General features: G+C 47.2%; 25 protein-coding genes, 1 tRNA gene and 2 pseudogenes. 18 read left to right on the forward strand and 10 right to left on the reverse strand.

Annotation, left to right across the window (positions count from 1 at the left end; genetic code table 11):
- Positions 1-194: 194 nt before the first annotated feature.
- The 5 genes and pseudogenes from AC0IXI_RS20545 (at position 195) to AC0IXI_RS20565 (ending at position 4,332) form a co-directional block, all read left to right on the forward strand.
- Positions 195-1,103 (forward strand): helix-turn-helix transcriptional regulator, encoded by a 909-nt coding sequence (locus AC0IXI_RS20545; RefSeq protein ID WP_471683021.1) that lies wholly within the window; start codon positions 195-197, stop codon positions 1,101-1,103.
- Between the two features lie 3 nt (positions 1,104-1,106).
- Positions 1,107-1,952 (forward strand): hypothetical protein, encoded by an 846-nt coding sequence (locus tag AC0IXI_RS20550; protein ID WP_408541726.1) that lies wholly within the window; start codon positions 1,107-1,109, stop codon positions 1,950-1,952.
- A complete protein-coding gene (locus tag AC0IXI_RS20555; RefSeq protein ID WP_471683022.1) occupies positions 1,952-3,403 on the forward strand; it encodes a hypothetical protein in 1,452 nt (483 codons plus the stop codon). Before AC0IXI_RS20550 ends, AC0IXI_RS20555 begins: the two co-directional genes overlap by 1 nt.
- Before the next feature lie 33 nt (positions 3,404-3,436).
- Positions 3,437-3,697, forward strand: a pseudogene (locus AC0IXI_RS20560) (hypothetical protein); the annotation flags it as partial.
- A 239-nt stretch (positions 3,698-3,936) separates the two neighbouring features.
- Positions 3,937-4,332: a hypothetical protein gene (locus tag AC0IXI_RS20565; RefSeq protein ID WP_471683260.1), complete on the forward strand. Its 396-nt coding sequence runs from the start codon at positions 3,937-3,939 to the stop codon at positions 4,330-4,332.
- Positions 4,333-4,489: 157 nt separating this feature from the next.
- Here AC0IXI_RS20565 and AC0IXI_RS20570 read toward each other — a convergent pair.
- The 7 genes and pseudogenes from AC0IXI_RS20570 to AC0IXI_RS20600 form a co-directional block, all read right to left on the reverse strand.
- Positions 4,490-5,095, reverse strand: a pseudogene (locus AC0IXI_RS20570) (transposase); the annotation flags it as partial.
- Between the two features lie 226 nt (positions 5,096-5,321).
- Positions 5,322-6,623 carry a 5-methylcytosine restriction system specificity protein McrC gene (locus AC0IXI_RS20575; protein ID WP_471683023.1) on the reverse strand — a complete coding sequence of 434 codons (1,302 nt, stop codon included), beginning with the start codon at positions 6,621-6,623 and terminating at the stop codon, positions 5,322-5,324.
- A complete protein-coding gene (locus AC0IXI_RS20580) occupies positions 6,589-8,163 on the reverse strand; it encodes an McrB family protein (protein WP_471683024.1) in 1,575 nt (524 codons plus the stop codon). Before AC0IXI_RS20580 ends, AC0IXI_RS20575 begins: the two co-directional genes overlap by 35 nt.
- 14 nt (positions 8,164-8,177) lie before the next feature.
- Entirely contained in the window at positions 8,178-8,774 is a 597-nt protein-coding gene (locus AC0IXI_RS20585; RefSeq protein WP_471683025.1) for a DNA-methyltransferase, read from the reverse strand.
- 8 nt (positions 8,775-8,782) lie between these two features.
- Complete coding sequence (locus tag AC0IXI_RS20590; protein ID WP_471683026.1) at positions 8,783-9,193, reverse strand: DNA methyltransferase; 411 nt, start codon at positions 9,191-9,193, stop codon at positions 8,783-8,785.
- Positions 9,194-9,321: 128 nt separating this feature from the next.
- On the reverse strand, positions 9,322-10,608 hold the full coding sequence (locus AC0IXI_RS20595) for a tyrosine-type recombinase/integrase (RefSeq protein WP_471683027.1): 1,287 nt from the start codon (positions 10,606-10,608) through the stop codon (positions 9,322-9,324).
- Between the two features lie 198 nt (positions 10,609-10,806).
- Positions 10,807-10,891 (reverse strand) — tRNA-Leu (locus tag AC0IXI_RS20600).
- 274 nt (positions 10,892-11,165) lie between these two features.
- On the opposite strand from AC0IXI_RS20600, the gene AC0IXI_RS20605 reads away from it, so the two are divergent.
- The 5 genes from AC0IXI_RS20605 (at position 11,166) to sstT (ending at position 16,577) form a co-directional block, all read left to right on the forward strand.
- Entirely contained in the window at positions 11,166-12,182 is a 1,017-nt protein-coding gene (locus AC0IXI_RS20605) for an HNH endonuclease (RefSeq protein WP_424221321.1), read from the forward strand.
- Entirely contained in the window at positions 12,182-12,790 is a 609-nt protein-coding gene (locus tag AC0IXI_RS20610) for a class I SAM-dependent methyltransferase (RefSeq protein ID WP_471683028.1), read from the forward strand. The genes AC0IXI_RS20605 and AC0IXI_RS20610 overlap by 1 nt, the downstream gene beginning before the upstream one ends.
- 42 nt (positions 12,791-12,832) lie before the next feature.
- Positions 12,833-13,831: a Gfo/Idh/MocA family protein gene (locus tag AC0IXI_RS20615; RefSeq protein ID WP_471683029.1), complete on the forward strand. Its 999-nt coding sequence runs from the start codon at positions 12,833-12,835 to the stop codon at positions 13,829-13,831.
- A gap of 267 nt (positions 13,832-14,098) precedes the next feature.
- Positions 14,099-15,067, forward strand: coding sequence for a TerC family protein (locus tag AC0IXI_RS20620; RefSeq protein WP_134186360.1), 969 nt, complete (start codon positions 14,099-14,101; stop codon positions 15,065-15,067).
- Positions 15,068-15,332: 265 nt separating this feature from the next.
- Complete coding sequence (gene sstT, locus AC0IXI_RS20625) at positions 15,333-16,577, forward strand: serine/threonine transporter SstT (protein ID WP_064515945.1); 1,245 nt, start codon at positions 15,333-15,335, stop codon at positions 16,575-16,577.
- 33 nt (positions 16,578-16,610) lie between these two features.
- Here sstT and AC0IXI_RS20630 read toward each other — a convergent pair whose 3' ends face one another.
- The 3 genes from AC0IXI_RS20630 to uxaC all read right to left on the reverse strand — a co-directional run bounded on the left by AC0IXI_RS20630 (position 16,611) and on the right by uxaC (position 20,160).
- The gene (locus AC0IXI_RS20630; protein WP_064515943.1) at positions 16,611-17,156 is read right to left on the reverse strand and encodes a YgjV family protein; all 546 of its coding nucleotides are present in this window, start codon (positions 17,154-17,156) and stop codon (positions 16,611-16,613) included.
- Positions 17,157-17,244: 88 nt separating this feature from the next.
- Positions 17,245-18,732 carry a UxaA family hydrolase gene (locus AC0IXI_RS20635; protein WP_064515942.1) on the reverse strand — a complete coding sequence of 496 codons (1,488 nt, stop codon included), beginning with the start codon at positions 18,730-18,732 and terminating at the stop codon, positions 17,245-17,247.
- Positions 18,733-18,750: 18 nt separating this feature from the next.
- Positions 18,751-20,160, reverse strand: a complete 1,410-nt coding sequence (gene uxaC / locus AC0IXI_RS20640) for a glucuronate isomerase (protein WP_064515940.1) — start codon at positions 20,158-20,160, stop codon at positions 18,751-18,753.
- 490 nt (positions 20,161-20,650) lie between these two features.
- Here uxaC and AC0IXI_RS20645 point away from each other — a divergent pair, with 490 nt between their 5' ends.
- The 8 genes from AC0IXI_RS20645 (at position 20,651) to AC0IXI_RS20680 (ending at position 25,869) form a co-directional block, all read left to right on the forward strand.
- A complete protein-coding gene (locus tag AC0IXI_RS20645; RefSeq protein WP_064515938.1) occupies positions 20,651-21,946 on the forward strand; it encodes an MFS transporter in 1,296 nt (431 codons plus the stop codon).
- A gap of 126 nt (positions 21,947-22,072) precedes the next feature.
- Entirely contained in the window at positions 22,073-22,849 is a 777-nt protein-coding gene (exuR, locus tag AC0IXI_RS20650) for a transcriptional regulator ExuR (protein ID WP_034461334.1), read from the forward strand.
- Between the two features lie 334 nt (positions 22,850-23,183).
- Complete coding sequence (yqjA, locus tag AC0IXI_RS20655) at positions 23,184-23,846, forward strand: DedA family general envelope maintenance protein YqjA (protein WP_064515935.1); 663 nt, start codon at positions 23,184-23,186, stop codon at positions 23,844-23,846.
- Positions 23,847-23,857: 11 nt separating this feature from the next.
- A complete protein-coding gene (mzrA, locus tag AC0IXI_RS20660; RefSeq protein ID WP_034461332.1) occupies positions 23,858-24,235 on the forward strand; it encodes an EnvZ/OmpR regulon moderator MzrA in 378 nt (125 codons plus the stop codon).
- A gap of 236 nt (positions 24,236-24,471) precedes the next feature.
- Complete coding sequence (locus AC0IXI_RS20665; RefSeq protein ID WP_064515933.1) at positions 24,472-24,840, forward strand: DUF1090 domain-containing protein; 369 nt, start codon at positions 24,472-24,474, stop codon at positions 24,838-24,840.
- Between the two features lie 35 nt (positions 24,841-24,875).
- Complete coding sequence (locus AC0IXI_RS20670; protein ID WP_034461328.1) at positions 24,876-25,181, forward strand: ElaB/YgaM/YqjD family protein; 306 nt, start codon at positions 24,876-24,878, stop codon at positions 25,179-25,181.
- Between the two features lie 2 nt (positions 25,182-25,183).
- Entirely contained in the window at positions 25,184-25,582 is a 399-nt protein-coding gene (locus AC0IXI_RS20675; RefSeq protein WP_064515930.1) for a phage holin family protein, read from the forward strand.
- Entirely contained in the window at positions 25,579-25,869 is a 291-nt protein-coding gene (locus tag AC0IXI_RS20680; RefSeq protein WP_471683030.1) for a YqjK-like family protein, read from the forward strand. Before AC0IXI_RS20675 ends, AC0IXI_RS20680 begins: the two co-directional genes overlap by 4 nt.
- Positions 25,870-25,936: the final 67 nt, after the last annotated feature.

Consider the following 25,936-nt stretch of genomic DNA (forward strand, 5'->3'; position numbering starts at 1 on the left):
CGCCGAGAATAATTAATCTCATGTTAAAAGAAGTGCATAGGGTGCATTCTTCCCGCGGTAATGCATGAATTTTTAAGAAAAACTGTTTTTGTGCCGATATAGATAGAGGGAGCTCTCCATTTTCCTGTTGGTTACTGACATGACCTGTCAGTAACCAAGATTACCATCAGGGAAAAGCTATCAAGGGAAGACGTATGAGCGGGCATGAAGTCATGGTACAGAGAATAACCGTTATTATCTCAGAACTATATCAGTACGGTTTTGTGTCTCGCCAAAAGCTGATGGACGAATTCAAAATCAGCGAACGCACCTTGTATCGGGATCTTAACCGCCTGGGCGATCGTATTATCCATAATGGCGATGGTATTTACAGGCTGGCACCCGCTTATGCCAAACCTCAATCACTGAAAGAACTGCAAAATCTCGTCCGTATTTTAGGTATGGAAGCTTTATTTCCCGCAAAAAAACTCTTCTCCCAGCCTGATTTAACGTCGTTAAGTATCCGTTCTCTACCGAGTGATCCTGAGGCTCAACGAGTACTTGAGAATAACTTTAGTCTGTTTGATAAAGCGATTCGCGAGAACAACATTTGCGAATTTCACTATAAAGACAAACTCCGTACCGTTGCCCCTTATAAGTTAATTAACATAAAAGGTGTCTGGTATCTCGGCGCTGTGGATAGAGGAAATGTAAAGGGTTATCAGCTCAGTAAAATTCGCTGGCTGCATCTTACTTCCGTACATTTCACGCCAGAGCTGCACATAACCCAGTACTTTGCTGAAGAAGATGATGTCTGGTTTTCTCTTAATAAGCAGACGGTACACGTCAAAATCGCAGCCGAGGTTAGCTACTACTTTCAGCGCCGCAACTTATTACCTGCGCAGAAATTAATACAACAAGAATCAAACGGCGATTTGATTGTGCAAACCGAAATGGCGCACGAAAACCAGCTCTTCCCTCTATTACGATACTGGTTACCCAATCTCATTATTATTTCCCCGATTACCCTGCAACAGCGTTTTCAGCAGCAGCTCAATCAACAAATGGCTGAAATGGAAACAAAATGCAGCATGGCTATTTTTGACGATATGCAACAGGAGTGAAAAATGTTACGCGGCTCAGAAAGAAAAGAAGCATTAGCCAGTCTTACCAGAGCAACAAACCAATATGAAGCACAGGCAAAAGATACTCAGGAGGAGATCACAGATCTCTTTTTGCTGCGCCAAAAATGCAGTAAAACCCTAATTACTCGGGGTGAAAGCTTCGTCAATCGATTGGCGAATAAACCCAAGGAATTTGATAAATCCTGGAGCGAACTGAAAGCTGAAATTGCTGAATTCGATAACGTCGTCGAAAAACTGGAAGAAGAATACCGAACCTCACACGTTGGAAAAGGGACCGCTGCCGCAGGGGTTGCAGTCGGAGCCGGTGTCGCAGCATTTGCCCCTACGGCAGCCTTAGCCATTGCAACGACTTTTGGTACGGCCTCAACGGGTACCGCAATTGCAACTTTAAGCGGCGCTGCGGCAACGAATGCTGCACTGGCATGGCTTGGTGGTGGTGCACTGGCAGCTGGCGGCGGAGGCATGTCCGCTGGAGGCGCATTGTTGGCGTTAGCGGGTCCAGTCGGTTGGGGAATTGGTGCCGTAGGTATTGCAGGTGGAACCTTACTGGCTCGTCGTAAGAATGGAAAAATTATTGACGAAGCTCAGCGCGAAGATCGCCAGGTTCGCGCCAAAACCAGCGAATTGAGGGTAATGGAACGCGGAGCGCAGGAACTGAAAGTGTTAACGTCAGAGCATTATCATGGCACTGAGAGCATCGTCGATGCGCTTGAAAAGACCGCACCGCGAGACTACAGCCAGTTTAATGCGCATCAGAAAGATCAGCTAGGGGCGTTGATTAACCATATCAATGCGTTGTCAAAACTGATCAACAAGAAAATCCAGTAATGAACAGTGTGAATAGTCATGATGCGGTAGGCGATCAAGTTATTGGCAGTGCAGTTGATGCCCTCAATCAGGCCCGCATCAAGGATGAATTGTTTAAGTTGGCGCAACAGGATAGCGCCTTTACTTTTGCGGGCGAACAGATGCAGAAGGTGCGTGATTTTATTGCGTCACCGAATAACATTCTGGGTTCGATGAGTACCAAACACGGTGAGATTGCTGAACAACTTGAGGTGGGCGTGCGCAATGCACGCCAGGCGATCGATGAAGGATTGGTTGATGAGTCGGCTTTAGGTGCAACATTTAATGGGGTTGGTCGCACCGCCCCTGCGGACTACAAGATTGATGGTATTGAAGTACAGTCAAAATTTATAAATGGCATTAATAACAATCTAACTCATGTCCTGAAGCATATGGAAACCTATCCCGACTTCACAAAGGGTGAGCAGTTTTACCATATCCCGAAAGATACCTGGCAGACCATCCTGGACGTCATTGATGGGAAACCGGTTGATGGATTGAGCGAAAAAACATTGCAGGCAATCAAGGATAAAGTTGCCGATATTGAAAGCTCGACGGGGCGACCATTCGCCGATGTCGTACGCCCGGGAGTCTCCAATTACAAAGACGTTCAATGGGGGAAAATCGACGAAACACTTGATAAACATGATCAGGAATTAGGTAAGCAGAACGAGACTAAAAAAGCTGAAATTATCGAGGATCACCAGCCTTCGCTGAACGAAGCCATGCGGGCGACAGCGATGGGGGTAGCTTTCGGGGGGGCTTTTGCTCTCGGAACGGGGATATACCGCAAGTATCGTGACGGTAAAAATATATTTTGTGGTGAGTTCGATGCACAAGACTGGCAGGACGTGGGGTTAGATACACTAAAAGGTGCAGCCATTGGAGGTGTATCCGCTGGGGCGATTTATACCCTAACCAACTATGCCTCGATGGGAGCACCATTCGCCAGCGCAATTGTCACCGCCGCCAAGGGGGTTGGAAGCCTTGCCTTATCTTACCAGCAGGGTGAAATAGATCTTGATGAGTTTACCGAGCTCGGGCTCATTGTTTGTGCCGAGTCCGCCATTGTTGGTGCAATGGCCATTGCAGGCCAAGCGTTAATCCCTGTTCCTGTGCTGGGGGCTGTGATTGGCTCTCTCTCCGGGAAGTTCATGGTCACCGTAGCCAAAAATTTGGACAGCAAAGCCCGCCTGGCTCTACAAGCCAGAATGGACCATTTTACCCTTCAGCTAAATGACATTGAGCAGCAGGCACTCAAGCGCATCTTGTCCGAATTCACGGCATTAGGTGAACTGACAGCAGCAGCTTTCAACGTTGAAAATAACCGTAAATTGCTCGAGGCGAGCATTACGCTAGCTCAGGCCTATGGAGTAGAGAAAGACAAGATTATTAAAAACGCGGATGATTTGGACGCCTTTATGATGGGGTGATGCCGGGATGAAACAGTTAAAGCAAGGATAACAATGCTACAGATAATTGGTGCATTAATTCTTCTGGTTATAGGGTTTGTTATTATTAAAGCGTTGTTTCGGGCATCGCTCAATATTCTGGGTATGGTATTAGGCCTTGGAGCGCTGATCTTTGCAGGACCACCGTTATTAGCAGGTTATATAGTGGAGCGTATAACCTTTGCGCTTCGCCTACGCTGGTTGTTGGGTGTTCCACTTTTCATTGCTGGCATGATAATAAGCTTTATGTGGGGGCTTGACGGAAAACATATCGCCCCTGTAACAGCCTGAAGTTGACCTGGGTAATCATATACCGGTGTAGTGATAAGGAAACAGGACTAGGATTACATAATGTCGCAGGTTATGAACCCAATAGTGACGCCGAATATATGGTCGAAAACCGCATCAAACCAGTACTTGCATCACCCGGGACATCCATATACGGTCAACAAAAACTGGCCCCCGACTTTAGAGTTTTCCAGAACAATACGGGTGCTTAAGAGATATCCTGCTACATCAAATCCATCACTGTGACTGACAAGCTGCTGGGACAGATCCACTACATGGCAGAGCGTGAAGGAGGTGACTGGTCCATGATGTATTTTTCAGACCACGAGCTGTCATACATCATTAAAGGCACGGCAAGTGCTTACTTAACGCACGGAGATAAAACCCGCGAGAATTACGAGGTGCCATTTTTCACCGTCGACAAAAATCAAACAGACAGCGTCATCATCCCGTTACAACGCAGCAGCTTACGTTTTCTGGAAGCATTTTCGCAGTGGATGAAAATTCGTGATCCAGAAATAGTCCAACGCTGTGAAATGTTTTCTGCCGAAGATTGCAGCCCTGTGGATCAGGTGATAAATTTTCATGGACAACTGACGAATTACGATGAATTGACTCCGTAAATGATGTTTGGCGATAACTAATCTGACTTTGTGATCATGCAGGGATAACAATTGATGGTCTGTTTACCACGGCAAGCGATATTGTTAAACCTGTCGTTCAGGGTTCTACAGCATTGAGCAACTTGGCAGGTGAGCGCCTTCACTTGCTCTGACATAACAGGTGACAGATTGGACGCCGCCGGGTGGAGCAGCGGCAGACGTTCTGTTGCCAGCCCTTTGCGACTTCGTCTGCGTTTTACGCCGAGCCCGCTCAGATGATAAAGGCGGTACACGCGCTTGTGATTAACATGAAGCCTTAACAGTGCAGTAACTGCCAGATGCGGCGGTAGCCAAAACGCCTGCGCTCCAGTGCCAGCTCAGTGATGCGGCCCGATAAATACGCAGCTGGACGCTGAGCGGCAGGTCGACAGGGACAAACCTGGGAGTCAGCAGGCACGACGTTGCAACAGACCGGTCGCATCACACATCAACACCACAGCCTCGCACTTCTGGTCTATCGTCAGTACTTTCGCCCAAGAGCCACCTGAAGCGCCTCCTAATCCAGCATGGCTTCGGCAAGCAGCTTCTTGAGTCTGGCGTTCTCTCCCTTAAGCGACTTCAGGCGCTTAACCTCAGGCACCTCCATACCGCCATACTTCTTACGCTAGGTGTAAAGCGTGGCGTCGGAAATGGCATGCTTGCGGCAGAGTTCACGGACAGAATCTCCAGCTTCAGCCTCGCGAAGAATACTGATGATCTGTTGGTCGGAAAAACACTTCTTCATGGGGATGTCCTCATGTGGTTTATGAAGACATTACTAATATCGGGGTGTACTAATCAATGGTGAGTAGGTCAATCATCGAAAGAAATGCTTTTTCAGTAGACAATTATCATGCTGATGAATGTATAAATATTACTAAGGTCGCCAAGCATTAATGAATGGGTGGGTGATAGGGCCAAAAGAAATCATAACAGCCAAAAAAATCCGTCTGATAAATGGCCTTAATTCATTATGCTTGAACCATTAGACTTAAGCAATCTGAAATCATTTTGTTGCTATTTTCAATAAGATCATTATAAATATTGAGCTTATAATGAAAAAATTTAATACCGTTAGAAATCTCACCAATATACTCCATCCCTCCGGGGCCATTACTAGCAGGTGAAATCCAAAAAGCTATCGGTGAATTCAATGCAATTGCATGACTTATGACTTGGTAACGATCAGACTCATCAATTTTTGGTTTATACTTAACCTCCCCTATAGCTATTACTTTTCTATCTTTTCCGGATCTATAAATCAAATCAGGCTTAATAGGGAATCTCTTATTGTCTTGAAAGAGAGGGACTTGGTGTTTCGGATTATTACCATCAAGTACAGCTATTTGTTTATCAATCAAAGCAGACCTGAATGAGTTTCTGATAAAATTTTCAAATATACTATCAAGTGAAAAAAGGAAAGATGGCATCTTGCATCCCTTTTCACCATACAAAAAACCCACACTGCTATATCCCAAGAAAATAGAATAGACACTTAATGCGCCAAAATAATAGTCCTGGCTCCATTTTGGCAGATTACTACATAATAAAATATCATTCGGATGAAACACTTCCGAACGTACGTAGTCTAATACCATCAACGCTTCTTTTAAAATGAGCTTCTCACCCATTAGATCATTGTTATTTGAAATTATTTTTAAAAAAGACACACAGGCATTTTTGATAATTCCATTTATTCTAACATTTTTAGTAAACTCAAAAATATTTGAATAAGAATGAAGTTCTTGCCCTTTCGCAACAAATCGACTTATAGTTTTTCCGATATCTATTTTAGGACGACAATAGCCTTCAACTGATTTTTCTTTATAATCTCTAAAGAATCCAATACTTAGTATTTCTTTTAAAAAATAACAATAACTTTTAATAAGTATTAAATGTGGGGCATTTGTTTCTGAGTTTTGATAGCTACGCAATACAGGTAATATACGAGAATAGCTTTCGTCTGCGATGGAAAGCATTTCCCAAAAATTATTGATAGGAAATTTTGGCTTAAGATTAAGTGCAATTTTGTCCGTTAAAGGCAGATAACCTATGAGGCCCAGCGCTCTTAATTCAATTCCATCATGTAGTTCACGTAAATCTATCGCTGATAAACTACGAGTTTCAGGTAATAATAATGAATATCCTTTTAAATCAAAGAGATCTGTTCGTTGAAATACTCTAGCCTCCCTTTCATGTATTTCTATAACCTTCATTTTGGTTATAGTTGAATTATAGCTATGCATTCTCGCCACCAATAAAATCTGGCTCATCTTCTCTTGTCTTGAGCAGATTTTCAACATCACCTTCAATTGTCATATACGTATTTTTATCATGGAGCAAAGTTCTTTTTAGAGCTGGTCTTATTTTTCCCATCCAAATTGCAGAAAGATCACTTAGGTTTCTGACTCCTAGAAAGCTAGAATGCCCATATCCAAATGGGAAAACCTCATTAAGGATCGTAAATAGCTGAATCGTTCTTTTACAAATACTTTCCTCCACACCTTCTGTTTCGAGATGGTTTTGAAGAACAGCTTTATCGGGATCCATCTCAAAGACCCAAAAACGTCGTAACAGAGCATCATCTAGGTCTATCACCGACCGATCGTAAGGGTTTGCAGTTGCAATAAGGATCAAATTATCAGGAATACTTACTCTCTCTCCCGAATAAGGAAGCGTGAATTCAATATTTCTATAATCCGATTCAATATAGGTAAGAACCTCTCCAAAAATTCTTGCGACATCACCTCGGTTTAACTCATCAATCACCATTACATATTTATTTTTCGGATCTTTTCTAGCAGACTCAGCAAAATTTAAAAATATTCTTTTAGATAATTCATATTTTACTCTACCATCTTCTTCAGAATATTTTGGTCGAAAGCCTTCAATAAAATCATCGTAGCTGATTGCAGGATGAAATTGAAGAAAAATAGACCTCGCAGAATTCATTTGTGAAATATTTTCTGCGATACTACGGGCATATCGTGTCTTCCCCGTCCCTGGAGGTCCAGCCAACAAAAATGCAAGCCCAGAACCGTTATCAATCATAGACCTTATTGATGAGTATAAAGGATCATCTTGGCTAACTTTTGACTTATACTGCCCTTCTACTTTCTCTGCCAATTTTGGCGTAGATAAATAAGCATAAAGCTTCGGGGATAATTCTTGAAGATACGTTTCGTTACTTGGCCGCTCATCTAGCAATGAAGGCCAAGGTAATTCAGGTTGGGTTATTTTAAACCTATTCCTATAAGGAGGTTTAAAACTTTCTAAATTAAGATGTTCATGTAGAAAGATCTGCATCAATTCAGGCCAAGAAGACACCTGCTCGGGAATACCTTCAAAAGCAAATATCCATACTAATAAATCTTCAAATAAAAAATCTTGTGGTATTTCTGCCTCAAATTGCAATTGAAATGAGGCAGTTAACTTTGTAACTGCCTTTTCTCCCTCGATTAATCCCTGAAGCCTCATTTCTCTGTAACCACGAGAAGAAAATAAATTCCCCCACATTTTAGTATCTTGCCGTATCATGTAATCACCGGCATACACTCCTCGATCCCAAGCAATTCCTTTTAACCTAGGTCGCAATAGATTATTACCTTTCGTCGTTGGCGGTATACCTAAACGAGAGCCGCTAAAATAGCGATCCAAAAATTGATCCGTCCCTAATTTTTTCGACATATCAACAAAACTATCTATGCCAATATCATTTGCAGCAAAAACGAATGAGGGCAAAAGCCAATTGGCACTTACCATTTCAAGTCTTTCAATACTTGTTTTTATCGTTGATATGTCGAAATATTTCACGCTAACCCCTTTATTTATTTGGATGTTCCTGGTTTTCTGAAATTTAACCGATTACCTACCCAACCATCCCATTCAGTTGAAGATTGCGCAATAGTATTGGACAAATTTGACCATGGTGCATCATGAAGCCCGTCTGCCCTCAACGTCTCTTTTATGGAACGAATATAATCATTGCTCATATCCACACCAACAACGTTTCTATCATTTTCTAAAGCTGAAAGTATCGTAGTTCCACTTCCCACAAATGGATCTAAGACATGTCCTCCAACTGGACTAGCCACTTCTATGCATCTACGAGCTAATTCCATGGGAAATGAGGCATTATGCTTGGCACGACGAGAACGTTCAATTGGTATATTCCATACATCTTCTTCGATTAATTTCGAACGATCAAAACTATAAAAGCGGTTTTTCGTGAACATGAAAATAAATTCATACTGACGATAAGGCCGATCTCTTGCAGTTGGCTCAACGAACGCATTGCAACGATTCCAAATAATATTACTGCGAAGAGTCCATCCTCTGGCTTGCATTGCAAATGCTACTTTCCAAGGAATACCAATCATGCTTTTCTTCGGGATGTCCCAACCGCTAACATCTACAGCTCTCACCTTTTTCCTTAAAAATTCCTTGATGCACACCGTGGATCACTACCATGGGGTTGTCCATTGCCAGAATAGTATGTATCACCAATGTTTAAGAAGAAAACTCCTTCAGGATGAAGCGTGCGCTTAACTTCATCAAAAACTGTCATAAGTTGTTCTACATACGCGTCAACAGAGTCCTCATGTCCCAGTTGACCGTCATAGCCATAATCTCTTACCCAATAATACGGCGGGGATGTTACCGCAACATTGAAGACATCTGATGGAAGCAAGCGAAGCGAAGATGCAGCATCACCTTCAATCAGACCGGCGACCCGACCCTCTTCTGTCGTATAAGCCTTACATTTAGGCTCTGGAAGTAGCCCCGAAAGCTCCACTTCAGAGCTCTCATCGCTCAGCTCAAGTGCAGTGATGTTTGAACGCATTTTCAATCCTCTATTACTATCATTCTAGCGCCGAAATACAGCACTAAAAATAAATCTTTTTAAAACATATATTTAAAAATTATATGGTTTAGACGAATTTAAAATTTCACTGTTTATAAAAACAGTGTTTAAGCATACACATCCTTGCGTCTTTTATCCACGTAGGCTCTTTTGGCAAAATCGAAAGGTGTCGTATAACTATTTCTATTAAAATCCAAAAAATCTGCCCACCATTGTAGCATTAGCCTCCTCTCATCCAAATGTTCTGCTTTATGGATGTAAGCAGCCCGCACAGAGTTACGCTCCATATGACTCATCTGCCGCTCTACCGCATCTGTCGACCACAATCCCGATTCAATCAACGAACTACATGCCATTGTCCTAAAACCGTGGCCGCAAACTTCCACTTTCGTATCGTAGCCCATGACTCGTAGTGATTTATTAACAGTGTTTTCACTCATCGGCTTAAGCGGATCGTGATCACCAACGAAGATCAGCTCACGGTTTCCACTCATACTTTTGATCTTTTCCAAAATGCCGAGTGCTTGACGTGATAAGGGAACAAGATGTGGAGTCTTCATCTTGGAGCCGCGCTGAGAGTGTTTAACACCTTCCAACGGCTCACGTTCTCCCGGAATCGTCCACATTGCAGTTTCAAAATCTACTTCTGACCAGCGAGCAAAACGCAATTCACTAGATCGAATGAAGACCAACAACGTCAGCTCCACAGTTAATCGTGTTAATGGTCTGCCGGTGTAGGAATCAATTCGACGAAGTAATTCGGGAATGCGATTAAGTTCTAGCGCAGCACGATGCTGTCGTTTAGCCGTTGCTACTGCACCGGCTATCTCTTGTGCAGGGTTGTAATCGATTAAACCGCTCTGCACGGCAAATCGCATAATTGCTGTTGTTCTTTGTTGTAAACGTGCCGCTACCTCAAGACGTCCAGATGTCTCTACGGCTTTTATAGGAATAAGCAAATCTCTAGTATTTAGTTCAGCGATATTCCGCTTACCAATGGCAGCAAAGAGGTTATCCTCCAGGCTCTTCAACACACGGGCACTATGCGACTCAGACCACTTTTGATTACTAGCGTGCCAGTCTCTGGCTACCACTTCAAACGTTATCGCCTCTTGCTCCTGCTCAACCTTAACGGCTTTCTTGTTTTCACTGGGATCAACGCCGTTAGCTAAAAGCTTACGGGCTTCGTCCCGGCGAGTCCTGGCATCCGCCAATGAAACTTCAGGGTATTTCCCCAGCGCCAGCATCTTCTCTTTACCACCGAAGCGATAACGAAGCCGCCAATATTTGGAACCGTTCGGATGAACCAACAACACCATGCCGTCACCATCGGTAAGCTTATAGGCTTTTTCTTCAGGCTTGGCCGTACGAACCTTCACATCACTCAGAGCCATGTTGAGTATCCTTTCAAGGGTTCTGTGTGGGTACAAACATTATCGAACCGGGATATACCCGCATTTGTACCCGCATCAGTAAGTTGATGTAGATTGAATCAGGTTGACTTATGTTGACTGAAAAAGCGAGAGGAGCCTTGCGGGGACTGGATTTTAGACATAAAAAAAGACCTCAGTTGAGGTCTATTTACATACTAATGGTGCCGAAGGCCGGACTCGAACCGGCACGTCTTTCAACGGTTGATTTTGAATCAACTGCGTCTACCGATTTCGCCACTTCGGCACGAAGAGGTATGCGGAAAACGTTGGGGATTATACCTGTCGTGCTTAACCTTGCAAGCCCCATTCTATCGTTTACGTGCTAAGTGCTGAAAAAATCAGCGCATCTTCAATTCCTTACCCTTTCTACTGCTCTGCACAGCCTTTACAGCTCACAAATTCACTAAATCTATCCTTCCTCGGTTTACATCACCTTTCATTTGTTATGTGATCCCGTTACAGGTTTCAGTAACCCAACTCCCCTTCTGCATGACCAAACCGTAACCGGGAAAACGTGAATGGATTTTTATCAGGCTGACCCCACGCTTGAGAATTATTGGCGCGGCGTGATTCTTTTTGGAAGAAACGTCGCATCTTACAAATTTGCCCTCGCGCACGCTTTGTATGATGTGGACAAATCAGGTAGTGATCTCGTCACGCTTGAAGATCTTGCCGTTCCGTTTAGCCGCCATCTTTGCGAGCATCTTTTACATGCTCCAAAGCAAATCACATCCCGGGGCAGTCAATATCTGGAAGCCTGCGCGCAATTTAACAATGGTGAGATAACTCAGGCTCAATTGACGGAAACAACGGTGCGGCTCGGGTTTAACAATGTGATTGATGCCTTCCATAACGTGAATCAAGGCGAGATTGAGAAACGCTTTTTCCTTGATGAACGTAAAACTCACAAAGGGATTCGGCTTACCGATAACTTTTATCAGCTAAGCGAACGGCAGCAATATCAGAACCTGGCGTTTGAAACGAACGCACGCTGGAATCTCGTTGAACAGGCCTGGGCAATGGGGGTTTCCAGGAATGTTGTTGCGGTTGAATTCGATGAGCAAAATCAGCTTCTGTTTAGCCGAATTAATGAAAGGCGAGTCGATATCACCAGTTGTCGGGATAGTCTGAATGGTTACCAGAAAGGCCGTTGTTTCTACTGTTTTAAACCCATCAGCCTGATACCCGGCGACGCCGAACTGGCTGACGTTGATCACTTTATTCCCTGGTCTGCACGTGAAGCTGTAAACAATATCAATGGCGTGTGGAATCTCGTGTTGGCATGTAAATGTTGCAATCGTGGCGTTGCGGGGAAATCCTCGCATTTGCCAAGCCGCAAGCTGTTAGAGCGGCTTCATGCCCGCAACGAGTATTTTATTCAAAGCAAACTGCCATTGCATGAAACCATTGTGAAGCAGACTGGAAAGCTACCTGCACAGCGGATAGATTTTCTTGAAAGCCACTGGCATAAAGTCAAAAACAACAGGCTGTTCCACACCTGGGAACCGAAAGCAGAAGGCGAGGCTACGTTCTGATGACCCTCAATTATTACCAAAACAACGCCCAAACCTTTTTCGACGGCACGGTAAATGTCGATATGTCTTCGCTGTATGAATCCTTTACCCGCCATTTGCCGCCAGGTGCAAATGTGCTGGATGCCGGTTGTGGCTCGGGCCGCGATGCTAAAGCATTCCATGAAATGGGGTATCAGGTTGAAGCGTTTGATGCCTCGTCTGAAATGGTGGTTTTAGCGAGCCAACATACGGGTTTACCCGTTAAGCAGATGACTTTTGCGGATGTGGATGCTCAGCAACGATACGACGGGATCTGGTGTTGCGCTTCCCTGCTCCACGTCCCCTCACAAGAATTACCTGCAGCGATGCTGAATCTGGCAAATGCGTTAAAGCCTGGCGGGATCTGGTATGTGTCGTTCAAGTATGGCGATGGTGAGCGCGAGAAAGATGGCCGCCAATTTACGGATATGAATGAAACAAGCCTTAAGGCTTTGCTGGAAACTATGCCGCAGATAGAAATTGAATCCCTGTGGACGACGCAAGACAAACGCCCTAATCTTGATGAAACCTGGCTGAACGCACTTCTCAGAAAACAGTCATCCACCACTGGTTTTCCCCTGGCATCATGATAGTCTTTCAGAATAATCAGCCTTCGGAGATAGTACCCGTTTATGATACGCCTCGCTGTTATTGGAACTAACTGGATCACCCGTCAGTTCGTCGATGCTGCCCACGAAAGTGGCAAATATAAACTCACCGCGGTCTACTCCCGCTCGCTGGAACAGGCGCAAACCTTCGCCAGTGACTATCCGGTGGAACATCTCTTTACCGATCTGGATGCGATGGCGAAGAGTGACGCCATTGATGCGGTATACATCGCCAGCCCTAATTCCCTGCACTCTCCACAAACGCTGCTGTTTTTAAGCCATAAAAAGCATGTAATTTGCGAGAAGCCGCTGGCGTCTAATTTGCGTGAAGTGGAAGCGGCGATTGCCTGCGCGCGTGAAAACCAGGTGGTGTTGTTCGAAGCGTTCAAAACTGCCAGCTTGCCGAACTTTATCGCGCTGCAACAGGCGTTGCCGAAAGTGGGCAAGATCCGCAAAGTGCTGCTCAACTATTGCCAATACTCCTCGCGCTATCAGCGTTATCTCGATGGCGAGAACCCAAATACCTTTAATCCGGCGTTTTCCAACGGCTCGATTATGGATATCGGTTTTTACACGCTGGCGTCAGCAGTGGCGTTGTGGGGCGAGCCGTATTCGGTTCATGCTACCGCCAGCCTGCTGGAAAGCGGTGTCGATGCGCACGGTTCGGTGAAGATGAATTACGGCGATTTCGATGTGAACTTGCTGCACTCAAAAGTCAGCGATTCAACTATCCCAAGCGAGATTCAGGGCGAAGCCGGTTCACTGGTAATTGAGAAAATCTCTGAATGCCAGCGCATCACCTTTATTCCACGCGGCGGCAAACCGCAGGATCTGACGCTGCCACAGCATATTAATACTATGCTTTATGAAGCCGAAGTCTTTGCTCGTTTGGTCAATGACAACGAAGTTAACCATCCAGGGTTGATCACCTCACGCTCCACAGCGTTACTGAGTACGGAAATCCGCAAGCAAACGGGCGTCAAATTCCCGGCGGATGATGTCTCTACGCAGCTACCGGCGTAAAGGTGTGTAAAAGCGGGGTAGCGTGATGTTGACTGATTGTAGCAATCGTAATATTTTGTTACCCGCAAAGGGGAGTAACTTCATTGTCGGTTAATCGTCATTACGGTGTGAAAACACCCGGTTACCGAGCAATACGAATGGCTTTTTATACAAAAAACCATTCCGTGTTGTAAGTGAGACCTTGCCGGAAGGCGAGATCCCTGTTGCAAGCATTAGCGGCTGGCGTCTTCCGACGTTGGCCGTTTTTGTTTTTATAGGAATAATTTTATGAATAGTGTCGGCACTCCATTACTGTGGGGCGGTTTTGCCGTCGTGGTCGTCATCATGCTGGCTATCGACCTCCTTCTTCAGGGGCGTAAAGGCTCGCACACCATGTCCATGAAGCAGGCGGCCGTCTGGTCCCTGGTCTGGGTTTCGCTTTCGCTGCTGTTTAACGCAGCCTTCTGGTGGTATCTCACCGGGACATCTGGCCGTGAAGTGGCGGATACACAAGCTCTCGCCTTCCTCACCGGTTATCTGATTGAAAAAGCGCTGGCGGTGGATAACGTCTTCGTCTGGCTGATGCTGTTCAGCTACTTTGCTGTACCTGCTGCATTGCAGCGCCGTGTGCTGGTTTACGGTGTGCTGGGCGCGATCGTGCTGCGTACCGTTATGATCTTCGCGGGTAGTTGGCTGATTTCCCAGTTCGAATGGCTGCTGTATGTCTTTGGCGCGTTCTTACTGTTCACCGGTATCAAGATGGCACTGGCGAAAGAAGATGAAGGCGGCATTGGCGATAAACCGCTGGTGCGCTGGATCCGTAGCCACCTGCGCATGACGGATAAAATTGAAGGTGAGCACTTCTTTATTCGTAAGAACGGTATTTTGTTCGCCACGCCGCTGCTGCTGGTGCTGATTCTGGTTGAACTGAGCGACGTGATTTTCGCGGTCGACAGTATCCCAGCAATCTTCGCAGTCACGACTGACCCGTTCATCGTGCTGACGTCGAACCTGTTTGCAATCCTTGGATTGCGTGCGATGTACTTCTTGCTGGCTGGCGTGGCTGAGCGCTTCTCGATGCTGAAGTACGGTCTGTCGATTATCCTGGTGTTCATCGGCGTGAAGATGATGATTGTCGATTTCTACCATATCCCAATCGCTATTTCGCTGGGCGTGGTAGGCGGTATTCTGGCGTTAACGTTAATTATCAACGCTATCGTGAATTACCGTAACGATCAGAAAAACATGGCGAAGTAACACTTCCCGGAATGAGAGAACCCCGTCAATGGCGGGGTTTTTCTTTTTATAGCGCCAACTGTACGAAGTGTTGCTAATGTCACATATTTGTTAAAATTTAGTTATAAAATCTAGCCTGCACCGAAATAATCAGTGATTACTACTTACTACCCTGCGACATTTCCTTATACTCGGCCAGGCAAACACATTTCTTTACATCCGGTCAGAAAAGTACCTCAGAGTACAGACACAGGATGGGACGACATACAACACAGGAAGGTTATTCATGGCTACACAATCTCCAGGTATTCTTAAACGCCTGGCACAAGGCAGTCTGGTCAAACAAATTCTGATCGGACTGGTGCTGGGCATCGCACTGGCGGCAATTTCAAAACCTGCGGCAATCGCCGTCGGTCTGCTCGGGACATTATTCGTTGGGGCACTGAAAGCTGTCGCACCGGTTCTGGTTCTGATGCTGGTGATGGCATCTATCGCGAACCATAAGCACGGCCAGAAAACCAGCATCCGTCCGATTCTGGTGCTCTATCTTCTGGGAACATTCACCGCCGCGTTAACTGCTGTGGTTGTCAGTTTCGTGTTCCCTTCTACCTTGCATCTGGTGACCGGCGCTACCGATATCACGCCACCATCAGGCATTGTGGAAGTTCTGCGCGGCCTGTTGCTGAGCATGGTTTCTAACCCCATTGATGCATTGCTGAAAGCCAACTACATCGGGATTCTGGTGTGGGCTGTGGGCCTGGGCTTTGCTCTGCGCCACGGGAATGAAAGCACTAAAAACCTGATTAACGATGTTTCTGATGCGGTGACGTTCATCGTTCGTGTCGTGATTCGCTTCGCCCCAATCGGTATTTTCGGTCTGGTGGCATCAACACTTGCAACGACGGGCTTTGAAACGCTGTGGAGCTACGCACAACTGTTGCTGGTATTGGTTGGCTGTATGTTCGGCGTGGCGCTTGTCATCAACCCACTGCTGGTGTTCGTAAAAATCCGTCGCAACCCGTACCCACTGGTGTTCGCTTGCCTGCGTGAGAGCGGCGTAACTGCTTTCTTCACCCGTAGTTCTGCGGCTAACATTCCGGTGAACATGGCGCTCTGCGAGAAGCTGAATCTGGATCGCGATACTTACTCGGTTTCCATCCCATTGGGCGCAACCATCAACATGGCGGGTGCAGCAATCACTATTACCGTGCTGACGCTGGCTGCGGTGAATACTCTGGGCGTGCCAGTTGATTTACCAACCGCACTGCTGCTAAGTGTGGTGGCGTCGTTGTGTGCTTGCGGAGCTTCTGGTGTGGCAGGTGGTTCGCTGCTGCTGATCCCACTGGCATGCGGCATGTTTGGCATCCCGAATGAGATTGCCATGCAGGTGGTTGCAGTCGGCTTTATCATCGGCGTGTTGCAGGATTCTTGCGAAACCGCACTGAACTCCTCTACCGACGTGCTGTTTACCGCAGCGGCTTGCCAGGCAGAAGATGCACGTCTGGCAGACAATAATCCGTTACGCGGTTAATACTCAAAGCTCCCTGCCCTTCGTGGCGGGGAGTTATCCCTCTTGTTGCTGGACCTCTTTTTCGACCTTAAACGGGTCAATGCCCCGCCGTTGCATCCGCCAGAAACGAATGATATTCAGGCCGTTCATCACCAAAAAACTCCCTTCGATTAACGTTCCGCCAATCGACCCTAGCCAGAAATTATGTGTCACCCAACAAGCCGTGGAGCACCACATCACACAACGAGTGGTCAGCCCTTTGCAGCGGAATAATGCCCAGGTACTGGCTACGGTTCCGGCAATCGGCAGTAATTCCATCGCATGGTTAAATTTAGCCAGACCCAAACCCAGTGTTAACGCAATGAAAATGCTCATCACCCATAGGCTCCGCGTACGCAGGGAGATAACGGTACGGATTGCGTTGAGTTCAGCACTCATGCCTGCCGGGCTGGCGCCCATCAAGAAGAAGTGAATACCGATGATGGCGCTGTAACCCGCCAGTTGTAGCTTGAAGCGCCGCTCGTCGCGGTTAATGAACGTGGTAATACCAACCACAAAGGCGAGAACCCCGACGCCCTGGGCAACCCAATACGCGGTCATGACAAATCCTTGTGAGTAAAAACGAGGCGAAAAAAAACGGCATTTCGAATATCAAAACGCCGTTTCATGGTAGCACCTGAGACGCTATCTACAACGTAACGCCGCTCTTAAAGATGGCTAATTCGCGGAAATCATTACGTTCATTACAGGTCTTTTTGCCGTTAGCGATATCAACAATAGTGTCGATAAACTCTGTCAGCAGTGTATTCATGTCGCTGCCGTGCAGCAGTTTGCCTGCGTCAAAATCAATCCAGTGCGGCTTTTTAGTGGCCAGTTCACTGTTGGTTGCGATTTTAACTGTTGGCACAAAACCGCCGTATGGTGTGCCACGACCGGTGCTGAACAGCACCATATGGCAACCTGCTCCAGCCAATGCACTGGTAGCAACCGCATCGTTACCCGGTGCGCTTAACAAGTTCAGGCCAGGCGTTTTCAGGCGCTCGCCATAACGCAGGACATCGACAACCTCGCTCTCACCGGCTTTTTGCGTACAGCCGAGGGATTTTTCTTCGAGCGTGGTGATACCGCCAGCTTTGTTCCCTGGTGATGGGTTCTCGTAGATCGGCTGGTTGTGTTCGATGAAGTACTGTTTGAAATCGTTCACCATGGTGACGGTTTTTTCAAACGTTGCTTCATCGCGGCAGTGGCTCATCAGAATGCGTTCAGCACCAAACATTTCCGGGACTTCTGTCAGCACAGTTGTGCCGCCGTTAGCCACCATAAAGTCAGAGAAACGGCCCAACATTGGGTTCGCGGTGATGCCAGACAGGCCATCGGAACCGCCGCACTCAAGGCCGAACTTCAGTTCGCTGATTTTACCTGGTTCACGTTTGTCGTGACGCATGACTTCGTACAGCTCTTGCAGTTGCTCAAGGCCGGCTTCAACTTCATCGTCTTGCTGTTGGCAAACCATAAACTTCACGCGGGATTCATCGTACTCACCCAGCGTTTCACGGAAGGCGCTCACCTGGTTGTTTTCACAACCCAGGCCAATCACCAGCACCGCACCCGCATTTGGGTGATGCACCATGTTTTGCAGCATGGTACGGGTGTTAACGTGATCTTCACCCAGCTGTGAACAACCGAACGGATGGCTGAACAGAAACACGCCGTCAATATCTTCGGCGTCGTGATTCTGTTTCAGGAAACGGTTCTGGATCTGACGCGCGATGCCGTTTACACAGCCCACGGTTGGCAGGATCCACAACTCGTTGCGCACGCCTACTGAGCCGTTTTCACGACGGTAAACGCTCACATCGCGGTCCGCAGCCTGGCTTGCCAGAGACTGGAAATCAGGTTGATAGCTATACTCATCCAGATCGTTCAGATTCGTACGCGCATTGTGTGAGTGAATGTGCTCACCGGCTTCAATCGTCGCCAAAGCATGGCCAATTGGTAAACCGTATTTAACGACGTTCTCACCTTGCGCAATGGTAACCAGCGCAAATTTATGGCCACGAAGCACCGGCTGGCGCAGAGTAACCTCTACGCCTTCAACGGTAACCACTTCACCTTCAGCCAGGTCCACTAACGCAACAGCGACGTTATCTTGCGTATGGATCTTAATGTATTGCATATCAACCTCAGAGCCTGATTAGTTCAGTTCAATGCCAAAGTAGTCTCGGGCGTTGTTAAAGCAGATGTTTTCCACCATTTGGCCCAGCAGATTGATGTCAGCTGGAGCTTCGCCCGCTTCAACCCAACGGCCAATCATCTGGCACAGGATGCGACGGAAGTATTCGTGGCGGGTGTATGACAGGAAGCTACGGCTGTCAGTCAGCATGCCAACGAAACGGCTCAGCAGACCCAGTTGCGCCAACTGCGTCATTTGACGCTCCATGCCATCTTTCTGGTCGTTGAACCACCAACCGGAACCAAACTGCATTTTTCCTGGCATACCTTCGCCCTGGAAGTTGCCAATCATGGTGCCCAACACTTCGTTATCGCGTGGGTTCAGGCAGTACAGAATTGTTTTTGGCAGTTCGTTGTTTTCGTTTTGCTTGCTGAGCAGGCGAGAAAGTTCTTCAGCCATTGGACGGTCGTTGATGGAGTCAAAGCCCACATCAGGTCCCAGCAGTTTGAACTGGCGCAGGTTGTTGTTACGCAGCGCACCAATGTGGTACTGCTGAACCCAACCGCGACGGGTATATTCCGCAGCCAGCCAAACCAGAACCGCAGTTTTGAACTGTGCAACTTCGTGCTCGCTTGGGGTTTCACCAGAAAGACGACGCGCAAGGATGCCATCCAGAGTCGCTTCGTCAGCTTCGGCGAACAGCACCACGTCTAATGCGTGGTCGGAAACTTTACAACCATGTTCAGCAAAGTGATCCAGGCGCTTGTTCAGTGCAGTTTGCAGATCAGAGAAACGGCGAATGTCGGTATCAGACACTTCAGCCAGTTTGCCCATGTACTCAGCAAAAGTAGCTTGTTCAATGTTGAACGCTTTATCCGGGCGCCAGCTTGGCAGCACTTTGGTTTCAAACGCGTCGAGCGCGATTTGGCGGTGGAAACGCAGATCGTCAATTGGGTCATCAGTCGTACCGACCATTTTCACGTTCATCTGCTTCATGATGCCGCGCGCAGAGAAGTTGTCCTGAGCCAGCAGTTCATTACATTCGTTCCAGATTTCATCAGCCGTTGTTGGAGACAACAGTTTGCCAGTGATACCGAATGGACGACGCAGTTCGAGGTGAGTCCAGTGATACAGCGGGTTCCCGATAGTGTGCGGAACGGTTGCAGCCCAGGCATCGAACTTCTCACGGTCAGACGCATCACCAGTACACAAACGCTCTTCCACACCGTTAGCACGCATTCCACGCCACTTGTAGTGATCGCCTTTTAACCAGATGTCATACAGGTTTTTGAAGCGGTAATCTTCAGCGACTTGCTGTGGCTGTAAGTGGCAATGATAGTCGAAAATAGGCTGGTCGGCTGCAAACTCATGATACAAACGGCGGGCAAATTCGGTATCAAGCAGAAAATCTTCAGTCATAAACTGGGCCATTGTAGGGTTCCTCTGTTCATAGCAGTTCGATGCTTGCGCATAATGCAAATAAAGTTATCACACCAATTTCTGGAGGCCGAGTGGATTTTTGTGGTGTCCGTCACAAAAACCACACTTTTATTGTTAATATTGTGTTTAAAACAAAGCCGTATCCCGCGCCAGTTCTGGCTTGAAAGCCCCTACCCCCTTGGAGTGAGCTGATCGACACTTTTGTGATATCACTCAACTTTTGAAGCTGTATGACAAGTTATCTTTCTGCCGTCGCAATACAGACGTAATGGAATTACTTCAGACGCTGATATCAATAACAGCGCATCACGGTACGGAAACCGGAATTGCCACAGGCAGTTTTTTACATATGGCAAGGTACGGGTCGTACCGGGTGATACCCCCGGATATGAACCCCTTAATAGATCAAACGCTCTGGCAGCAGTGCCGGACGTACGGCCGCATGATGTGCGGTTGTTTATAAGACGGGATGAAATTCAAAATGCGAAAGATTCAAGGCTTGCGCTGGTACATGATAGCCCTGGTAACCATGGGTACCATACTGGGTTATCTGACACGTAATACGATTGCGGCTGCTGCACCGACTTTGATGGCAGAGCTGCATATTTCCACTCAGCAGTATTCCTACATTATCGCTGCTTACTCAGCTTGCTACACCATCATGCAGCCTGTTGCAGGTTACGCGCTTGATGTTCTGGGTACGAAAGTGGGCTACGCATTCTTTGCTGTCGCATGGGCAATTTTCTGTGGTGCAACTGCACTTGCGGGAAGTTGGGGTGGTCTGGCAATCGCTCGTGGTGCCGTTGGTGCTGCTGAAGCGGCTATGATTCCAGCTGGCCTGAAAGCCAGTAGCGAATGGTTCCCGGCTAAAGAGCGCTCAATCGCCGTTGGTTACTTCAACGTAGGTTCCTCTATCGGCGGCATGATTGCTCCACCATTAGTGGTTTGGGCGATTGTGATGCACAGCTGGCAGATGGCTTTCATCATCTCCGGTGTGCTGAGCTTTGCATGGGCGATGTGCTGGTTGATTTTCTACAAACACCCACGCGATCAGAAACGCCTGTCTGAAGAAGAACGTGAATACATCATCGGTGGCCAGGAAGCGCATCACCAGACTAACAACAGCAAAAAAATGAGCGCCTGGAAAATCCTGCAAAACCGTCAGTTCTGGGGTATTGCTCTGCCACGTTTCCTTGCTGAACCAGCCTGGGGTACTTTCAACGCATGGATCCCATTGTTCATGTTTAAAGCTTACGGCTTTGACCTGAAGCACATCGCGATGTTTGCCTGGATGCCAATGCTGTTTGCTGACCTGGGTTGTATCGTTGGCGGCTACCTGCCACCAATCTTCCAACGCGTATTCGGTGTGAACCTGATTGTTTCTCGTAAACTGGTTGTGACCATGGGTGCGATTCTGATGATTGCTCCAGGTACTATCGGCCTGTTCACCAGCCCGTACGTTGCAATCGCTCTGCTGTGTGTTGGCGGCTTTGCTCACCAGTCACTGTCTGGTGCTCTGATCACTCTGTCTTCTGACGTGTTCGGTCGCAACGAAGTGGCAACGGCGAATGGCTTGACCGGTATGGCTGCCTGGACTGCGAGCACCATGTTTGCTCTGGTTGTAGGCGCACTGGCAGATACCCTTGGCTTCAGCCCACTGTTCGCTGCACTGGCAGTATTCGATATCCTCGGCGCTATCGTTATCTGGACCGTGCTGCAAAACAAACCAATCAGTGAGTTGAACGACTCGAAAAAAGCGAAGCAAGCAATAGCATAATCGGTGTCTCAAATTTGTTTACAAAGCCGCCCACGGGCGGCTTTTGTGTATCTAGAATGTGGAGCCAAACTTTGAAAAGTGGTATAACAAATAAGGTTACCCGCAGGACCTTTCCCGGAGCTACAGATGGAAGTTATGGAACCACGTCGCCTTTATCAGCAATTGGCAGCTGAACTTAAACAACGCATCGAAAACGGTGTTTATCTGGTTGGGGAAAAACTCCCGGCAGAGCGCTTTATTGCTGAAGAAAAGAACGTGAGCCGCACTGTAGTTCGTGAAGCGATTATTATGCTGGAAGTGGAAGGCTACGTTGAAGTACGTAAAGGCTCTGGCATCCACGTAATCGCCAATCAGGCGAAGTACACCAACCTTCCTGATGAACAATTTGAATTCGCAAGTTTTGGGCCATTTGAGCTGCTGCAAGCTCGCCAGTTGATTGAAAGTAATATCGCGGAATTTGCGGCCACTCAGGTGACCAAGCAAGATATCGTCAAACTGATGGAAATTCAGGAAATGGCGCGTAACGAGGAAAGTTTCCGTGATTCCGAGTGGGACCTTCATTTCCACACTCAAGTCGCGCTGGCCTCACAAAACAGTGCGCTTGCCGCTATTGTGGAAAAAATGTGGAGCCAACGTATCCACAACCCATACTGGAAAAAACTTCACGAGCACATTGATAAACGCACTGTGGACAACTGGTGTGAAGACCACGACCAAATTCTTAAGGCACTGATTCGTAAAGATCCACATGCCGCTAAACTGGCGATGTGGCAACATCTGGAAAATACCAAACAGATGCTCTTTGATGCGACCAGCGATGATTTCGAATTTAACGCCGATCGCTACTTATTTGCAGATAATCCGGTCATTCATCTCGATACTGCCGCAAACGGTCAAAAATAGTCATTTTCCTGCGCGAGGGTAAGCAAACCAACCAATAGTGTCAGCGTTTGTAAATACCCTCGCCAGCCCCTCAGCGAGTCATCAAAATCAATCCTCAACAAAGCGCAAATACTGTGACGCATTAGACAGAGCTTTGTTACAATTAGATGCAATTTCACTGTCGGTGTTAGCTTTGCTAATAACCTGCCCAGTCGCATTCACACGGAGTTGTGGCGCGTATGGGTAATGAGCTGTGGATTGTAGGCGGCAACTACACCAAGCATAAATACATCAAGCCGCGTTCTACCAGGCTGACTTTGATCAGCGGTCTTAACCGATGTGCCAGGAACACTGAATGGAACTTCTCTCGCAACTGTTGAACGCTCTCTGGAGCCAGGATTTTGAAACGCTCGCCAATCCAGGAATGATTGGCATGCTTTATTTCGTCTTGTTCATGATTTTATTCCTTGAAAACGGCCTTCTGCCCGCAGCCTTCCTACCCGGCGATAGTTTGTTAGTTTTGGTCGGTGTGCTGATTGCCAAAGGGGCAATGGGTTTTCCGGAAACTCTACTTTTACTGACAACCGCCGCAAGCCTCGGCTGCTGGCTTAGTTATATTCAAGGGCGTTGGCTTGGTAACACGCGAATCGTGCAGAACTGGCTATCGCATCTTCCCGCGCATTATCACCAGCGTGCACACAACCTGTTCCATAAACATGGCTTGTCTGCATTACTGATTGGTCGCTTCATTGCTTTTGTTCGTACCCTGTTACCAACTATTGCTGGTTTATCTGGTCTGAACAATGCGCGTTTCCAGTTCTTCAACTGGATGAGCGGCCTGTTATGGGTACTAATCCTCACCACGCTAGGATATCTGCTCGGTAAAACGCCGGTATTCCTGAAATATGAAGATGCATTGATGTCCTGCCTGATGCTGCTACCAGTCGTGTTATTGGTAATTGGTCTGATCGGTTCGTTGATTGTGCTTTGGCGTAAAAAATACGGTAACCGCAGTTAAGAGGGATAACGATGAAAACACATTTTTTTCGTGGCCTAAGGGCCACGATGTTGATTGGCGCAATTGCCGCAGCCTCGATACTGATATGGTCGGGAATGCAGCGCACAGAGTCCACACTTGAGATTCGCTCCAGCCAACAAGGCATCAGCATGCCTGACGGGTTTTATGTCTGGCATCACCTTGATGCCAACGGCATTCGCTTTAAAAGTATTACGCCTGACAACAATTCGTTATTGATAAAGTTTGATTCGAGTGCGCAAAGCGAGGCGGCTAAAGCCGTATTGTATAAAACGCTGCCGCATGGCTACGTCATCGCCCAGCAAGATGAAGATGACAGCGCCAGCACATGGCTTACGCGTGTGCTCAACGAAAATATCCGTATCGGTTAACCCTTTCCTGCAATCCTAATTTGCTAACGGGGATTGGGTTTTTACTCGATTTCTGACTATGCTTGTTTTGGTATAAATCGCTACAAATCATCATATTCGTATAATTTCTGGATTCTATGTGTAGGTTAAACCCTAAATAATTCGAGTTGCAGCCATATGCGGGGTGAGTAAATGCAGTCCCCCAACGGCTTGAAGTATGAAGGGTATAAACGTGCATTCACAATGGAAGGTCTATCATGAACTATCGTACCGTATTGGCTATCGCCCTATTGTCTCTGACGTCCGCAGCGCATGCTAGCTCGCTGTGCAGTGAAAAAGAGCAGGATATTCAGCGAGAAATTGGCTATGCGGAGAAACACCAGAATCAAAGCCGTGTCGATGGGCTTAACAAAGCGTTGAAAGAAGTTCGCTCTAACTGCACCGATAGCAGTTTACGCGCGGCTCACAAGAAAAAAATCAACGAACAAAAAGCTGAAATCAACGAGCGGAAAGCAGATCTTAAGGAAGCTCGCGAAAAAGGCGATGCTGATAAAATTTCAAAACGGGAACAGAAACTGGCTGAAGCTGAACACGAGCTGAAAACTTTGCAGGCTCGTGATTACTAAGTTCAAGGATCAACCTCAAACACCTGGAGAGAACCATGTCAAAAGATACTACATCAGAACATTTGCGCGCTGAGTTGAAATCCCTGGCAGACACCCTTGAAGAGGTGCTGAGTGCATCGACGGATAAGTCAAAATCCGAACTTGAAAAGCTGCGTGGTAAAGCTGAAAAAGCACTGAAAGAAAGCCGTGTACGCTTGGGTGATACCGGTGATGTTATTGCTAAACAAACCCGTGAAGCCGCCGCGAAAGCTGACGACTATGTGCGTGAAAATCCATGGACCGGTGTTGGCATTGGGGCGGCGATTGGCGTCGTACTCGGTGTTCTGCTGACGCGTCGTTAATTATGCCTGAATCCCATCAACCTCAAGGTCCAGGTAAAGGCGTCCTTGGCATTGGCCAGCGCCTTGTCACTATCATCGTTGGGATGGTGGAAACGCGTGTGCGGCTTGCAGTAGTGGAACTGGAAGAGGAGAAAGCACATCTCATCCAGTTACTGCTGATGCTTGGGTTAACCATGCTGTTTGCTGCATTTGGCTTAATGAGTCTTGTGGTGCTGGTTTTCTGGGCAGTCGAGCCGCAATACCGCCTGAACGCCATGATCGCGACAACAGTCGTTTTGTTGGGTCTGGCTTTCATCGGTGGTATCTGGACTCTGCGTAAATCGCGTCAATCCACCTTGCTGCGCCATACTCGTCGCGAGCTCGAAAACGACCGCTCGTTGCTGGAAGATGACAAACTATGAGCAAACGCGAGCTAGATAAACGCAAAGCATTTTTACTCAGTAAGATTCAACAACAACGGCTGGATTTAAGTGCAAGCAAGCGCGACTGGCTTGAAGTGACAGCGACTTATGACAGAAGCTGGAACACATTGATTAGCCTACGCCGGTACGCAGTTGTCGCCAGCAGCGTTATGGCTATCTGGACAGTGCGCCATCCAAGCTTCCTGATGCGCTGGGCAAGGCGCGGGCTAGGTGCCTGGAGTACATGGCGCCTGATTCGCAACACAATACAGCCGCAATCGCATTAGTACCCAACGCCGCCTGAATAGGCGGCGTTTTTATTAATCAGTAATATTGAAAAACATCGACAGTTTT

This window comes from Buttiauxella sp. AC038, from assembly GCF_979253565.1.

Excerpts from the sequence above, each read along its gene's own strand:
- AC0IXI_RS20575 (WP_471683023.1), bottom strand. The coding sequence starts at position 6,623 with ATGAGCCAGATTTTATTGGTGGCGAGAATGCATAGCTATAATTCAACT.
- AC0IXI_RS20545 (WP_471683021.1), top strand. The coding sequence starts at position 195 with ATGAGCGGGCATGAAGTCATGGTACAGAGAATAACCGTTATTATCTCA.
- AC0IXI_RS20605 (WP_424221321.1), top strand. The coding sequence starts at position 11,166 with ATGGATTTTTATCAGGCTGACCCCACGCTTGAGAATTATTGGCGCGGC.
- AC0IXI_RS20555 (WP_471683022.1), top strand. The coding sequence starts at position 1,952 with ATGAACAGTGTGAATAGTCATGATGCGGTAGGCGATCAAGTTATTGGC.
- AC0IXI_RS20615 (WP_471683029.1), top strand. The coding sequence starts at position 12,833 with ATGATACGCCTCGCTGTTATTGGAACTAACTGGATCACCCGTCAGTTC.
- sstT (WP_064515945.1), top strand. The coding sequence starts at position 15,333 with ATGGCTACACAATCTCCAGGTATTCTTAAACGCCTGGCACAAGGCAGT.
- yqjA (WP_064515935.1), top strand. The coding sequence starts at position 23,184 with ATGGAACTTCTCTCGCAACTGTTGAACGCTCTCTGGAGCCAGGATTTT.
- AC0IXI_RS20680 (WP_471683030.1), top strand. The coding sequence starts at position 25,579 with ATGAGCAAACGCGAGCTAGATAAACGCAAAGCATTTTTACTCAGTAAG.
- AC0IXI_RS20620 (WP_134186360.1), top strand. The coding sequence starts at position 14,099 with ATGAATAGTGTCGGCACTCCATTACTGTGGGGCGGTTTTGCCGTCGTG.
- AC0IXI_RS20675 (WP_064515930.1), top strand. The coding sequence starts at position 25,184 with ATGCCTGAATCCCATCAACCTCAAGGTCCAGGTAAAGGCGTCCTTGGC.
- AC0IXI_RS20610 (WP_471683028.1), top strand. The coding sequence starts at position 12,182 with ATGACCCTCAATTATTACCAAAACAACGCCCAAACCTTTTTCGACGGC.
- AC0IXI_RS20590 (WP_471683026.1), bottom strand. The coding sequence starts at position 9,193 with ATGCGTTCAAACATCACTGCACTTGAGCTGAGCGATGAGAGCTCTGAA.
- AC0IXI_RS20635 (WP_064515942.1), bottom strand. The coding sequence starts at position 18,732 with ATGCAATACATTAAGATCCATACGCAAGATAACGTCGCTGTTGCGTTA.
- uxaC (WP_064515940.1), bottom strand. The coding sequence starts at position 20,160 with ATGGCCCAGTTTATGACTGAAGATTTTCTGCTTGATACCGAATTTGCC.
- exuR (WP_034461334.1), top strand. The coding sequence starts at position 22,073 with ATGGAAGTTATGGAACCACGTCGCCTTTATCAGCAATTGGCAGCTGAA.
- AC0IXI_RS20670 (WP_034461328.1), top strand. The coding sequence starts at position 24,876 with ATGTCAAAAGATACTACATCAGAACATTTGCGCGCTGAGTTGAAATCC.
- mzrA (WP_034461332.1), top strand. The coding sequence starts at position 23,858 with ATGAAAACACATTTTTTTCGTGGCCTAAGGGCCACGATGTTGATTGGC.
- AC0IXI_RS20550 (WP_408541726.1), top strand. The coding sequence starts at position 1,107 with ATGTTACGCGGCTCAGAAAGAAAAGAAGCATTAGCCAGTCTTACCAGA.
- AC0IXI_RS20630 (WP_064515943.1), bottom strand. The coding sequence starts at position 17,156 with ATGACCGCGTATTGGGTTGCCCAGGGCGTCGGGGTTCTCGCCTTTGTG.
- AC0IXI_RS20595 (WP_471683027.1), bottom strand. The coding sequence starts at position 10,608 with ATGGCTCTGAGTGATGTGAAGGTTCGTACGGCCAAGCCTGAAGAAAAA.
- AC0IXI_RS20645 (WP_064515938.1), top strand. The coding sequence starts at position 20,651 with ATGCGAAAGATTCAAGGCTTGCGCTGGTACATGATAGCCCTGGTAACC.
- AC0IXI_RS20665 (WP_064515933.1), top strand. The coding sequence starts at position 24,472 with ATGAACTATCGTACCGTATTGGCTATCGCCCTATTGTCTCTGACGTCC.